Genomic DNA, 12,576 nt, shown 5'->3' on the forward strand with positions numbered 1-12,576 from the left:
GATTGGCTCAGGTATTGCTGACCTAGACCAATAACACCGCAAACGTCGATATAAAACGCAGCGTTGAACACGCCCATAGGAGCTTCGGATGAAACAGCTTTTCCTGGCATCACTGTTAGGCTCGACCATTGCCATGTGCACCGCCGCCATGGCCGCTGATACCGATTTAAAAACCCTTGAAGCTGCCGCCAAGGCAGAAGGCGCCGTAAACAGCGTCGGCATGCCCGATGACTGGGCCAACTGGAAAGGCACCTGGGAAGACCTGGCCAAGATCCACGGCCTCAAGCACATCGACACCGACATGAGCTCGGCCCAGGAAATCGCCAAGTTCAAAGCGGAAAAAGACAATGCCAGCGCCGACATCGGCGACGTCGGCGCGGCGTTCGGCCCGATTGCGGTGAAGCAGGACGTGACCCAGCCTTACAAACCGTCCACCTGGGCCCAGGTGCCGGATTGGGCAAAAGACAAAGACGGCCATTGGGCACTCGCCTACACCGGCACCATTGCGTTTATCGTCAACAAGAAGCTGCTGCACGGTTCCGAAGTCCCCACCAGTTGGGCTGACCTGCAAAGCGGCAAATACAAGGTTTCCATCGGCGACGTAAGCACCGCCGCCCAAGCGGCCAACGGCGTATTGGCGGCGGCCATCGCCAATAAAGGCGACGAGAAGAACATCGCCCCAGGCCTGCAGTTCTTCACCAAGATCGCCCAGCAAGGCCGCCTCTCACTGTCCAACCCGACCATCGCCACCATGGAAAAAGGCGAAGTCGAAGTAGGTGTGGTCTGGGACTTCAACGGCCTGAGCTACAAGGCCAAGATGGCCAACCCGGATGACTACGTGGTGCTGATCCCATCGGACGGCTCGGTAAAATCCGGCTATACCACCATCATCAACAAATACGCCAAGCACCCGAACGCCGCCAAGCTGACCCGCGAATACATCTTCAGCGATGCCGGCCAACTCAACCTGGCCAAGGGCAATGCACGCCCTATCCGTGCGGAAACCGACCTGAAACTGCCGGCTGAAATCGCCAAGAACCTGATCCCGGGCGAGCAGTACACCAAGGCCAACCCGCAGCCGATCAAGGATGCCGATGCCTGGGAAGCCACGTCCAAGAAGCTGCCGCAATTGTGGAATGAGCAGGTCATCGTAGAGATGAAGTAAGCCTACAACCCACATTGGAGCTCCACTGGAGGTCCAATGTGGGAGGGGGCTTGCTCCCGATGGCGGTGGATCAGTCAATGAATGTGTTGAATGACACACTGCTATCGGGAGCAAGCCCCCTCCCACACTTGATCCCTGTTTTTCCAGATAAAGAGATTCAAGCCCATCTGTTGCGGAGCACCCTCCCCCCATGAAGCACAACGTCATCCTAGTGGTGCTCGACGGCCTGAACTTCGAGGTTGCGAGGCTCGCCATGGGGCATTTGCAGGCCTATGTCGGCGCAGGACGCGCAGCCCTCTACACGCTGGAATGCGAACTGCCCGCCCTGTCCCGCCCGCTGTATGAATGCATCCTGACCGGCGTGCCGCCGATCCAGAGCGGTATCGTGCACAACAACGTCTCGCGCCTCTCCAACCAGCGCAGCATTTTCCATTACGCCACCGACGCAGGCCTCACCACGGCAGCGGCGGCGTATCACTGGGTGAGCGAGCTGTATAACCGCACGCCCTTCCTTGCCGCGCGGGATCGTCATACCGACGACAAGACGCTGGCGATCCAGCACGGGCATTTCTACTGGAATGACCACTACCCCGATTCCCACCTGTTCGCCGATGCCGAAAGCCTGCGCCTCAAACACGCGCCGAACTTTCTGGTGGTGCACCCGATGAACATCGACGACGCCGGCCACAAGCACGGCCTCGACACTGCGCAGTACCGCAACAGCGCACGTTCGGCCGACATCATCCTGGCCGACTACCTGCAAGGCTGGCTCGACGCCGGCTATCAGGTACTGGTGACCGCCGACCATGGCATGAACAACGACCGCTCCCACAACGGCCTGCTGCCCGAAGAACGTGAAGTGCCGCTGTTCGTGCTCGGCGATGCATTCAGTCTGGACCCGAATGCCGCACCCAAACAGACCGATTTATGCGGCACCGTCTGCGAACTGCTGGGCGTGCCCCACGACAAACCTGTATGCCGGGAGCTGTTGAAATGACCCGTGGTAAATGGCTGGCACTCTTGTGCCTGGTGCCGTTCGCGCTGTTCTTTATCGTGTTCGAAATTGCCCCGCTGGTGTGGGTACTGATCAACAGCCTGCAAACCGAAGAAGCCGGCTGGGGCCTGGAAAATTTCACACGTATTTTCAGCTCCAAGTTCTACCTGCAAGCCATCCAGTTCAGCTTGGAAATCAGCTTCTACTCCAGCATCTTCGGCATCATCATCGCCACCCTGGGCAGCTACTCACTGCGCCGGGTGGATTCGCCGCTGCGCAATTTCGTCACCGCCTTCGCCAACATGACCAGCAACTTTGCCGGTGTGCCATTGGCCTTTGCGTTCATCATCCTGCTGGGGTTCAACGGCAGCATCACGCTCATGCTCAAGCAGGCCGGGATCATCCAGGACTTCAACCTGTACTCCAAAACCGGCTTGATCATTCTCTACACCTACTTCCAGATTCCCCTCGGCGTGCTGCTGCTGTACCCGGCCTTCGATGCGCTGCGCGAAGACTGGCGCGAGTCGGCCGCCCTGCTCGGCGCCAACGGCTGGCAGTTCTGGCGGCACATCGGCCTGCCGGTGCTTACGCCAGCGCTGCTGGGCACCTTTGCGATCCTGCTGGCCAACGCCCTTGGCGCCTATGCCACGGTGTATGCGCTGACCACTGGCAACTTCAACGTGCTGCCGATCCGCATTGCGGGCCTGGTCTCCGGCGATGTGTCCCTGGACCCGAACATGGCCAGCGCCCTGGCCGTGGTGCTGGTGGCGCTGATGACCGTGGTCACTGTGGTCCATCAACTGCTGCTCAAGAGGAGCTACCATGTCTCGCGCTGAAGCCGGCCCGGCGTCCCTCTACCATCGGGTAGTGGTGTACGTATTGTTTGCGATCCTGGTACTGCCGCTGGTAGGCACCTTTGTCTACTCCATTGCCAGCAGTTGGTCGGCGACCATCCTGCCCGCCGGTTTTACCGTGAAGTGGTACGTGCAGCTGTGGAGCGACCCACGCTTCTTGATGGCCTTCGGGCAGTCGCTGCTGGTGTGCGTCGGCGCGCTGATCCTCTCCGTGGTGCTGATTTTGCCGCTGCTGTTTGTGGTGCATTACCACTTCCCCAAGCTTGATGCGCTGATGAATATCCTGATCCTGCTGCCCTTTGCGGTGCCGCCGGTGGTGTCGTCGGTGGGCCTGCTGCAACTCTACGGTTCCGGGCCGTTTGCGATGGTGGGGACGCCGTGGATTCTGATCGGTTGCTACTTCACCGTGGCACTGCCGTTCATGTACCGGGCGATCACCAACAACCTGCAAGCCATCAACCTGCGCGACCTGATGGATGCCTCCCAGTTACTCGGCGCCAGCACCTGGCAGGCGGCGATCCTGGTGGTGCTGCCGAACCTGCGCAAAGGCTTGATGGTGGCGTTGCTGCTGTCGTTCTCGTTCCTGTTCGGTGAGTTCGTGTTCGCCAATATCCTGGTGGGCACCCGCTACGAGACCCTGCAGGTGTACCTGAACAACATGCGCAACAGCAGCGGCCACTTCACCAGTGCCGTCGTGATTTCCTACTTCTTCTTTGTGCTGGTGCTGACCTGGGCCGCCAATATCTTGAACAAGGACAAAAGCCAATGAGCTTCGTCAGCGTCCAACACCTGCAAAAAGGCTACGCCGGCACCCCGGTGTTCAGTGATATCAATTGCGAGATCGCCAAGGGCGAGTTCGTGACCCTGCTCGGTCCTTCGGGTTGCGGCAAGTCCACCCTGCTGCGCTGCATTGCCGGGCTGACCTCGGTGGACAGTGGGAAAATTCTGCTGGATGGCCAGGACATTGTCCCGGTGAGCCCACAGAAACGTAACATCGGCATGGTGTTCCAGAGCTACGCGCTGTTCCCCAACATGACTGTGGAACAGAACGTCGCCTTCGGCCTGCGCATGCAAAAGGTCAACGCCGACGACAGCCGCAAACGCGTGCAGGAAGTGCTGCAACTGGTGGAACTAAAGGATCTCGCCGGCCGCTATCCGCACCAGATGTCCGGTGGCCAATGCCAACGCGTGGCCCTTGCCCGCTCGCTGGTAACGCGCCCGCGCCTGCTGTTGCTGGACGAACCGCTGTCGGCACTGGACGCAAGGATTCGCAAGCACCTGCGCGAACAGATCCGCCAGATCCAGCGCGAGCTGGGCCTGACCACGATCTTCGTGACCCATGACCAGGAAGAAGCGCTGACCATGAGTGACCGCATCTTCCTGATGAACCAGGGCAAGATCGTGCAGAGCGGCGATGCCGAGACGCTCTATACCGCACCCGTGGATGTGTTTGCTGCCGGTTTTATCGGCAACTACAACCTGCTGGACGCCGACAAAGCCACCCAACTGCTGCAACGCCCGATCAACAGCCGCATCGCGATTCGCCCGGAAGCCATCGAACTAAGCCGCAGCGGTGAACTGGACGCCCTGGTACGCAGCCACAGCCTGTTGGGCAACGTGATCCGCTACCGCATCGAAGCCCGCGGCGTGGAACTGGTGGTGGACGTGCTCAACCGTTCGGCCGACGACCTGCACGCAGATGGCCAGCGCCTGGCACTTTCCATCGACCCAAGCGCCCTGTGTGAAGTAGCCTGACGCAACGTTTTAATGAGAGAGCCTGACCGATGGCATTGGTAATTTTTGATCTGGACGACACCTTGATCCACGGCGACTGCGCCACCCTGTGGAGCGAGCAAATGGGCCGCCTGGGCTGGGTCGACCCTGAGTCGTTCATGCGCAAGAACAATGAACTGATGGACGCCTACAGCCAGGGCAAGCTGAAGATGGAAGACTTCATGGACTTCAGCCTGGAGCCGATGATCGGCCGCACCCCGGAGGAGATCGATCACTTGGTGGAGCCGTGGGTCGAGGACGTGATCGAGCCGCTGATCTACAGCGACGCCACCAAGACCATCGCTCGCCACCGGGCCAATGGCGATCGGATCCTGGTGATTTCGGCTTCGGGTACTCATTTGGTGAAGCCGATTGCAGCACGGATCGGCATTGATGAAGTGCTGGGAATTGAGCTCGACGTCAGCCATGGCGTGTACAGCGGGCGTACCGTGGGTGTGCTGACTTATCGCGAAGGCAAGATCACCCGGTTGCTGGAGTGGTTGGAGCAGGAAGGCGAGACGTTGGAGGGGGCGTATTTCTATTCGGATTCGCGCAATGACTTGCCGTTGCTGTTGAAGGTGGATCATCCGCAGGTGGTGAACCCTGATCCGGTACTTCGTGCCCATGCTGAACAGGCTGGCTGGCCGATCCACCACTGGATCTGATTCAACCTAGATCCAAATGTGGGAGCGGCGGTGCGACGATTCGACTTGCTCGCGAATGCGGTGTGTCAGATGAAATATTCTTCACTGACACACCGCATTCGCGAGCAAGCCCGCTCCCACATTTTGACTGTATTTCAAGCTGAAATCAGGTGAGGCTCTCGTCGATCACCAAGACAAGCTTCCCGGAAATCTGATTGGTCGCCAACTCCGCAAACGCCGCCTCGGCATCCTTGATCGCAAACGTCTTGGCCAACTGCGGGCTCAGGCGCCCTTCAACAAACAACGGCCACACATGCTGGCTCAAATCACTGAGCAAATCGGCCTTGAACTGATCACTGCGGCTGCGCAAGGTCGAACCCAGCAACTGAATGCGCTTGCCCAGCACCTGCGCCAAGTCCAGCTTGGCCTCGCGCCCGCCCATCAAACCAATCAACACCCAGCGCCCGTCCAAGGCCAGCAGCTTGAGGTCCAGCGCCGCATAGTCGCCGCCCACCGGGTCGAGGATCACATCAAACGGCCCGAAATCCCGCAGCGCCTCGATGCCGTCGGTACGTACCACGCCGCCCTGGGCGCCCAGCGCTTCGCAGTATGCCAAGCGCTCTGGCGAACCGACGCTGACCCAGCACGGGCTGCCAAACGCCTTGCACAATTGAATTGCCGCCGAGCCCACACCGCTCGCACCAGCATGCAACAGCACTTTCTCGCCAGGCTTGAGGCCCGCCAGCTGGAACAAATTCAGCCACGCCGTGCTGTACACCTCAGGCAAGGCCGCTGCTTCGATCAGCGACAGGCCTTCCGGCACCGGCAGCACATGCCGCGCATCCACCACCACCTCTTCGGCCATGCCGCCACCGGCCAGCAGCGCGCACACACGGTCGCCCACTTGCCAGGACGACCCGGCACCCACTTCGCTGATCACCCCGGAACACTCCAGGCCGAGCACATGGCTGGCGCCCGGTGGAGGTGGATAAAGCCCCGCACGCTGTAATAAATCGGCGCGATTAAGGCCAGCTGCCGACACCCGAATGCGAACTTGGCCTACATCACATGTAGGACTTGCTTCATCCAACCACTCCACATGACCGTCAACGCCTTGCAATGCTTTCACAGTGCCTCCATAGTGAGTCTGGACTGAGCCCGTAGCTGTATCGCCGGGCTTTTTGCATTATGCGACCGGACCATATGGAACCGGCTCCCTCAAAGACGGCCTAATATGCGTTATCAATTGCCCCCGCGTCGAATCAGCATGAAGCATTTGTTCCCCAGCACCGCCCTCGCTTTTTTCATTGGTCTCGGCTTCGCGTCGATGTCGACCAATACGTTCGCAGCCAACAGCTGGGACAACCTTCAGCCGGATCGCGATGAGGTGATTGCCAGCCTTAACGTTGTCGAGTTGCTCAAGCGCCATCACTACAGCAAGCCGCCGCTGGACGACGCGCGCTCGGTGATCATCTACGACAGCTACCTCAAGCTGCTGGACCCGTCGCGCAGCTACTTCCTGGCCAGCGATATCGCTGAGTTCGACAAGTGGAAAACCCAGTTCGACGACTTCCTCAAGAGCGGCGACCTACAGCCCGGCTTCACCATCTACAAGCGTTACCTTGACCGCGTCAAAGCGCGTCTGGATTTCGCCTTGGCTGAGCTGAACAAAGGCGTCGACAAGCTCGACTTCACCGAGAAGGAAACCCTTCTGGTGGACCGCAAGGACGCCCCTTGGCTGACCAGCACCGCTGCCCTCGACGACCTGTGGCGCAAACGCGTCAAGGACGAAGTGCTGCGCTTGAAAATCGCAGGCAAAGAGCCAAAGGCGATCCAAGAGCTGCTGACCAAGCGCTACAAGAATCAACTGGCGCGCCTGGACCAGACCCGTGCCGAAGATATCTTCCAGGCCTACATCAACACCTTCGCGATGTCCTACGACCCGCACACCAACTATCTGTCGCCAGATAACGCGGAAAACTTCGATATCAACATGAGTCTGTCCCTGGAAGGCATCGGTGCCGTCCTGCAAAGCGACAATGACCAAGTTAAGATCGTGCGCCTGGTGCCGGCAGGTCCGGCAGACAAGACCAAGCAGGTTGCCCCGGCAGACAAGATCATCGGCGTGGCCCAGGCCGACAAAGAGATGGTCGATGTGGTCGGCTGGCGTCTGGACGAAGTGGTCAAGCTGATCCGTGGCCCTAAAGGCAGCGTGGTGCGTCTGGAAGTGATCCCGCACACCAATGCGCCGAACGACCAGACCAGCAAGATCGTGTCCATCACCCGTGAAGCGGTGAAGCTCGAAGACCAGGCCGTGCAGAAGAAAGTCCTCAACCTCAAGCAGGATGGCAAGGACTACAAGCTGGGCGTGATTGAGATCCCGGCCTTCTACCTGGACTTCAAGGCGTTCCGCGCTGGCGACCCGGACTACAAGAGCACCACCCGCGACGTTAAGAAGATCCTGACAGAGCTGCAGAAGGAAAAAGTCGACGGCGTGGTCATCGACCTGCGCAACAACGGCGGCGGTTCCCTGCAGGAAGCCACCGAGCTGACCAGCCTGTTTATCGACAAGGGTCCGACCGTGTTGGTACGCAACGCTGACGGCCGTGTCGACGTGCTGGAAGACGAAAACCCAGGCGCCTTCTACAAAGGCCCGATGGCGCTGCTGGTCAATCGCCTCTCGGCCTCGGCTTCGGAGATTTTCGCCGGCGCCATGCAGGACTATCACCGCGCGATGATCATTGGTGGCCAGACCTTCGGCAAAGGCACCGTGCAGACCATCCAGCCGCTGAACCATGGCGAACTCAAGCTGACCCTCGCCAAGTTCTACCGGGTTTCCGGGCAGAGCACCCAGCACCAGGGCGTACTGCCGGACATTGATTTCCCGTCGATCATCGACACCAAGGAAATCGGCGAAAGCGCCCTGCCCGAAGCCATGCCGTGGGACACCATCCGCCCTGCGATCAAGCCCGCGTCGGACCCGTTCAAGCCGTTCCTGGCGCAGTTGAAGGCTGACCACGACACCCGCTCCGCCAAGGATGCCGAGTTCGTGTTTATCCGCGACAAACTGGCCCTGGCCAAGAAGCTGATGGAAGAAAAATCCGTCAGCCTCAATGAAGTAGACCGTCGTAAGCAGCACGCCGACATCGAGAATCAGCAGCTTGTGCTGGAGAACGCCCGCCGCAAGGCCAAGGGCGAAGAACCGCTCAAAGAGCTGAAGAAAGAAGATGAAGATGCGCTGCCGACCGAAGCGGACAAAACCAAGCCGGAAGACGACGCCTACCTGGCCGAGACAGGCCGGATCCTGCTGGACTACCTGAAGATCACCAAGCAGGTGGCCAAGCAGTAAATGATGGCGATTTAATGTGACTGCTAAGCAAGCTGTCATCATATAGACATCATTCTGTCGTGAAATGAAGGACCGCAGGCTCACCGCCTGCGGTCCTTTTTTTTCGATCGAGATCGCCATGACCATGACCGAACAGCTGAATGCATTGGGCTCTATCCTGGCTCAAGGCAGTTTGCACAGCCTGTTCCAACCGATCATCTGCCTGTCCGAACGGCGCATTCTTGGCTACGAAGCCCTCAGCCGCGGCCCTTCCAACAGCCCATTGCACTCCCCCATCGCCTTGTTCTCGGTGGCCAGCCAGGCGGGACGCCTCAGNTCTGCCTGTCCGAACGGCGCATTCTTGGCTACGAAGCCCTCAGCCGCGGCCCTTCCAACAGCCCATTGCACTCCCCCATCGCCTTGTTCTCGGTGGCCAGCCAGGCGGGACGCCTCAGTGAGCTGGAAATGGCCTGCCGCGAAAGCGCCTGCCGACGCTTCAGCGACCAAAAACTGCCGGGCAAGTTGTTCTTGAATGTCTCGCCGGAATCCTTGATGGAAACCGCACACCAACCGGGGCGCACCCTGCAATTGCTGCATGACTACGGTATCCCGCCGAGCCAGGTGGTGATCGAACTCACCGAACAAACCCCCACCGACGATTTCAACCTGCTGCAAACCGCCCTGCACCATTACCGCAACATGGGTTTCTCGATTGCGCTGGATGACTTGGGCGCCGGTTATTCCAGCCTGCGCTTGTGGTCGGAGTTACGCCCGGATTACGTGAAGATCGACCGGCACTTTATCGACGGCATCCACCAGGATGCACTCAAGCGCGAGTTTGTCGGCTCTATCCTGCAAATCGCCAAGGCCTCGCGCGCCCAGGTGATAGCCGAAGGCATTGAATTGCCCGAGGAACTCGCGGTGTTGACGGAGATGGGGGTGGACCTGGTCCAGGGCTACCTGCTCTGTCGTCCACAGGAACATCCGCCGCAGGAAGCGCGGCAGATGCTGCCCAAGCCTGATAACGCCAACGTGGCCCTCAGCGAAGAAGCCAGCGACCTCAGCGCCCTGCTCAACGAGCAACCGGCGATGGACCAGGACACCGCCACCGCCCAAGTGCTGGAAGCGTTCCGGCGCCAGGCCAACCTCAATTCCCTGGCGGTATTGGATGGGCGCGGCCAGCCGGTGGGTATCGTGCACCGGCATTCGTTGTCGGATGCGCTACTCAAACCGTTTGCCACCGACCTGTTTGCACGCAAGCCCATCAGCCGCCTGATGAGCACCGACTTCCTGGCGGTGGAACTGAGCCAGTCGCTGCAGCAGGTCAGTCGGTTGCTCACCAGCCGGGCACGACAACGTATCGAAGAAGATTTCATCATCACACTCAACGGCGACTATCTGGGCCTGGGTCGGGTGATCGATGTGCTCAAGCTGATTACCGAGCTGAAAATCCAACAAGCCCGCTACGCCAACCCACTCACCCTGCTACCGGGCAACGTGCCGATCCAGCAGTGCCTGACGCGGCTGTTGCAGCAACAACGGGAGTCGGTGATCTGCTACGTGGATATCGACAGCTTCAAGCCGTTTAACGATATCTACGGCTATGGCCGTGGGGATGAGGTGTTGCTGTGCCTGGCACAGTGCCTGAACGACCGCGTAGACCCCAGCCGCGACTTTGTCGGGCATATCGGCGGTGATGATTTCTTGCTGGTGTTGGGCCCGCAGGATTGGCGCAAGCGGCTCAACCAGTTACTGGACGACTTCCACACCCAATGCCGGCGTTTCTATCGCGCCGAACACCTCGAGGCCGGCTGCTTCGTGGCATTGAACCGCCAGGGCGTGCGCCAGGAGTTTGCATTGCTGTCGCTGTCCATCGGCGTGGTGCATTTATATCCACAGGCCTGTGGACAACTCGATGCCAGCCAGTTGGCGGAATTGGCCTCACAAGCCAAGCACCATGCCAAGGACATGGCTGGTTACAGCATCCATGTGATCGACAGTATGGATAGCCTGCCTGTTTAAGCCTCGGCGGATTCCGGGTATTCGTACTCGAACACCCGCACCACCTCGGAGGCGTGCCAGGACGCGGCGGCCACGCCATCGGATGGCCCGCTGAAACGCCCCAGGCGCTCCACACATTCGAAGAACCCCGTACGTGGCAGGCGGCTGGCGCCCTGGCTGATCACCAGGGAACTGCGCAACGGCTGCTCGGCCTTGGCGTCCAGCGCCGCCAGGTGTTCCAGGGCCGCGGCCAAGGTTTGCATGGCCGGCGTGGGGAACTGCAAGCGCTCCAAGAGCGCACGGTAAGTCAGCAGATGGCGCTGGCGACGCGCCTGGTCCAGTTCGTTGAGTAACCCATCCCAATGTTGACGGCTGATACGTAGGCTCAAGATTCATCCCTCCAACCTGCAACGCCCAATTCCCAGGCCAGGCTGCGGCGGATCGCGGCATCCGGCTGGCGTTCACCACTTTCAATCAAACCGAGGTACGACGGGCTGATGCCCACCGTACGGGCCAGGGTTTCAATCGCCAGGCCCTTGGCTTCGCGCAGGCCACGCAGCTCTGCAAGCGGGCGCAGATCCTGGGCGGGTGCGGCTTGGGCAGGGGGAGAAGTAGGAGGTGAAGTCTGTTGTTGCTGACCGGCAGCTTTTAGCAGCGCCTGGTACTGGTCCCATGGCAACACCGCGTATTCGGGTTCGCCATTGCGTGAAATGATCTGAATATCCATGACTGCCCCGTAGGATAACTGCACTTACTGAGTAAGCTCTTTCCTTAGGAGTGTAATCCTAACAGCCACAAAGGTCGCAGGGGGATATCCGCGTCATGCATTTTTTTGCGGGTTTTCCTTGGCTAACAACGCGGGTGTGGCAGGCAAGCGTTCGACCACGGCGAGCTTTTCCGGGCGCTGCGCCTCGCGCCAGGCGCGAAAGGCGCTCAGTTCGCCGTCCAGGGTCTTCATGACCCACGCCAGTACGGCGATGTCATCGAGCATGCCGAACATGGGGATAAAGTCCGGTATCGCATCAATTGGGCTAAGAAAATACATCAACCCGGCCACCACCGAGATCAACGCCTTAGGGCTAATAGCTCGATATTCGCCGCGCCAGTAGGCCAGGCACAGCGCCTGCAGTAGCTTGAGATCATCCTTGAGCCTGCCTAGCCGGTTGCCCTGGCTTGAGCCTTTGGCGGCCACGGCGAAGAGCAGGGTTGGCAAACGGCCACGGCCGAGCAAGCGAGCGGCCATGGGCAGGAAACGGGTGAAATTGAAGGGTGGTTTCATTCGTCGCTCCAGTTCCAGGCGGTAGAAAATGTTATCCACACAAATTGTGGATAACCTTGTGAACAGAGCCTGTTTTGCAGGCTGAAAGCCACGGTTTACAAGGCCTACAGTTAGATCGGGCGTTTTTTGCGCACATAAAAAAAACCCAAGATTTCATTGACTTGGCGTTGATGTGACGCTACCCGTGCTCGAGTGTTATATCAGACTGCTGCCAGCTACAGACGTTCGTTCGGATCTGCCGAGGCTTCAATGTGTGAGGCAGCCTGCTCCCGTGGCGGCCTGACGGGCGACTAAGTTTGTTGGGTTGTGAATCGAATCAACTGTGGGAGGGGGCTTGCCCCCGATAGCTTTTTGTATGGCGCTGAAGCTTTTTGGTCGGAGTGCATATCCGTTATTTGGGTAACGGCTACTTAGGGTTCCGCCCTTACGGCGGGTCACTTTGGAAAAGAGCCCCAAAGTAACCAAAGGGCTCTTGCCCCACCACTCGGCACCTCGCCTAGGCTCGGTGTGCCCTCTCTCCGGCTTGAATCCGTGGGCC

General features: G+C 59.5%; 11 protein-coding genes and 1 pseudogene. 8 read left to right on the forward strand and 4 right to left on the reverse strand.

The features are described from left to right. Positions 1-88: 88 nt before the first annotated feature. The 6 genes from ACLD1Y_RS30725 (at position 89) to ACLD1Y_RS30750 (ending at position 5,451) form a co-directional block, all read left to right on the forward strand. Positions 89-1,165 carry an ABC transporter substrate-binding protein gene (locus ACLD1Y_RS30725; RefSeq protein ID WP_429481402.1) on the forward strand — a complete coding sequence of 359 codons (1,077 nt, stop codon included), beginning with the start codon at positions 89-91 and terminating at the stop codon, positions 1,163-1,165. A 190-nt stretch (positions 1,166-1,355) separates the two neighbouring features. Then, on the forward strand, positions 1,356-2,162 hold the full coding sequence (locus tag ACLD1Y_RS30730; protein ID WP_429481403.1) for an alkaline phosphatase family protein: 807 nt from the start codon (positions 1,356-1,358) through the stop codon (positions 2,160-2,162). Then, positions 2,159-2,995: an ABC transporter permease gene (locus tag ACLD1Y_RS30735; protein ID WP_429481404.1), complete on the forward strand. Its 837-nt coding sequence runs from the start codon at positions 2,159-2,161 to the stop codon at positions 2,993-2,995. Before ACLD1Y_RS30730 ends, ACLD1Y_RS30735 begins: the two co-directional genes overlap by 4 nt. Next, positions 2,982-3,782: an ABC transporter permease gene (locus ACLD1Y_RS30740; protein WP_429481405.1), complete on the forward strand. Its 801-nt coding sequence runs from the start codon at positions 2,982-2,984 to the stop codon at positions 3,780-3,782. The genes ACLD1Y_RS30735 and ACLD1Y_RS30740 overlap by 14 nt, the downstream gene beginning before the upstream one ends. Continuing rightward, positions 3,779-4,768 carry an ABC transporter ATP-binding protein gene (locus ACLD1Y_RS30745; RefSeq protein WP_429481406.1) on the forward strand — a complete coding sequence of 330 codons (990 nt, stop codon included), beginning with the start codon at positions 3,779-3,781 and terminating at the stop codon, positions 4,766-4,768. Before ACLD1Y_RS30740 ends, ACLD1Y_RS30745 begins: the two co-directional genes overlap by 4 nt. Before the next feature lie 29 nt (positions 4,769-4,797). After that, positions 4,798-5,451, forward strand: coding sequence for an HAD family hydrolase (locus ACLD1Y_RS30750; protein ID WP_429481407.1), 654 nt, complete (start codon positions 4,798-4,800; stop codon positions 5,449-5,451). A gap of 145 nt (positions 5,452-5,596) precedes the next feature. Here the strand turns inward: ACLD1Y_RS30750 and ACLD1Y_RS30755 are convergent, their stop codons facing one another. Continuing rightward, positions 5,597-6,559, reverse strand: coding sequence for a zinc-binding dehydrogenase (locus tag ACLD1Y_RS30755; protein WP_429481408.1), 963 nt, complete (start codon positions 6,557-6,559; stop codon positions 5,597-5,599). A 138-nt stretch (positions 6,560-6,697) separates the two neighbouring features. On the opposite strand from ACLD1Y_RS30755, the gene ACLD1Y_RS30760 reads away from it, so the two are divergent. Both ACLD1Y_RS30760 and ACLD1Y_RS30765 read left to right on the forward strand, forming a co-directional pair. Then, complete coding sequence (locus ACLD1Y_RS30760; protein ID WP_429481409.1) at positions 6,698-8,779, forward strand: carboxy terminal-processing peptidase; 2,082 nt, start codon at positions 6,698-6,700, stop codon at positions 8,777-8,779. A 309-nt stretch (positions 8,780-9,088) separates the two neighbouring features. After that, a pseudogene (locus ACLD1Y_RS30765) lies at positions 9,089-10,780 on the forward strand (bifunctional diguanylate cyclase/phosphodiesterase); the annotation flags it as partial. On the opposite strand, the gene ACLD1Y_RS30770 reads toward ACLD1Y_RS30765, so the two are convergent. From ACLD1Y_RS30770 to ACLD1Y_RS30780, 3 genes are all read right to left on the reverse strand, one after another. Continuing rightward, a complete protein-coding gene (locus ACLD1Y_RS30770; protein WP_005786715.1) occupies positions 10,777-11,148 on the reverse strand; it encodes a hypothetical protein in 372 nt (123 codons plus the stop codon). The pseudogene ACLD1Y_RS30765 and the gene ACLD1Y_RS30770 overlap by 4 nt on opposite strands. Then, positions 11,145-11,486 (reverse strand): helix-turn-helix domain-containing protein, encoded by a 342-nt coding sequence (locus tag ACLD1Y_RS30775; protein WP_429481410.1) that lies wholly within the window; start codon positions 11,484-11,486, stop codon positions 11,145-11,147. Before ACLD1Y_RS30775 ends, ACLD1Y_RS30770 begins: the two co-directional genes overlap by 4 nt. A 93-nt stretch (positions 11,487-11,579) precedes the next feature. Continuing rightward, the gene (locus ACLD1Y_RS30780) at positions 11,580-12,038 is read right to left on the reverse strand and encodes a YkvA family protein (protein ID WP_429481411.1); all 459 of its coding nucleotides are present in this window, start codon (positions 12,036-12,038) and stop codon (positions 11,580-11,582) included. Positions 12,039-12,576: the final 538 nt, after the last annotated feature.

Source organism: Pseudomonas sp. 18175, from assembly GCF_050432925.1.
Taxonomy (GTDB): domain Bacteria; phylum Pseudomonadota; class Gammaproteobacteria; order Pseudomonadales; family Pseudomonadaceae; genus Aquipseudomonas.

What these genes read in the sequence shown, in the direction of transcription:
- ACLD1Y_RS30725 (WP_429481402.1), top strand. Translation starts at nt 89, where the DNA reads ATGAAACAGCTTTTCCTGGCATCACTGTTAGGCTCGACCATTGCCATG.
- ACLD1Y_RS30730 (WP_429481403.1), top strand. Translation starts at nt 1,356, where the DNA reads ATGAAGCACAACGTCATCCTAGTGGTGCTCGACGGCCTGAACTTCGAG.
- ACLD1Y_RS30735 (WP_429481404.1), top strand. Translation starts at nt 2,159, where the DNA reads ATGACCCGTGGTAAATGGCTGGCACTCTTGTGCCTGGTGCCGTTCGCG.
- ACLD1Y_RS30740 (WP_429481405.1), top strand. Translation starts at nt 2,982, where the DNA reads ATGTCTCGCGCTGAAGCCGGCCCGGCGTCCCTCTACCATCGGGTAGTG.
- ACLD1Y_RS30745 (WP_429481406.1), top strand. Translation starts at nt 3,779, where the DNA reads ATGAGCTTCGTCAGCGTCCAACACCTGCAAAAAGGCTACGCCGGCACC.
- ACLD1Y_RS30750 (WP_429481407.1), top strand. Translation starts at nt 4,798, where the DNA reads ATGGCATTGGTAATTTTTGATCTGGACGACACCTTGATCCACGGCGAC.
- ACLD1Y_RS30760 (WP_429481409.1), top strand. Translation starts at nt 6,698, where the DNA reads ATGAAGCATTTGTTCCCCAGCACCGCCCTCGCTTTTTTCATTGGTCTC.
- ACLD1Y_RS30775 (WP_429481410.1), bottom strand. Translation starts at nt 11,486, where the DNA reads ATGGATATTCAGATCATTTCACGCAATGGCGAACCCGAATACGCGGTG.
- ACLD1Y_RS30780 (WP_429481411.1), bottom strand. Translation starts at nt 12,038, where the DNA reads ATGAAACCACCCTTCAATTTCACCCGTTTCCTGCCCATGGCCGCTCGC.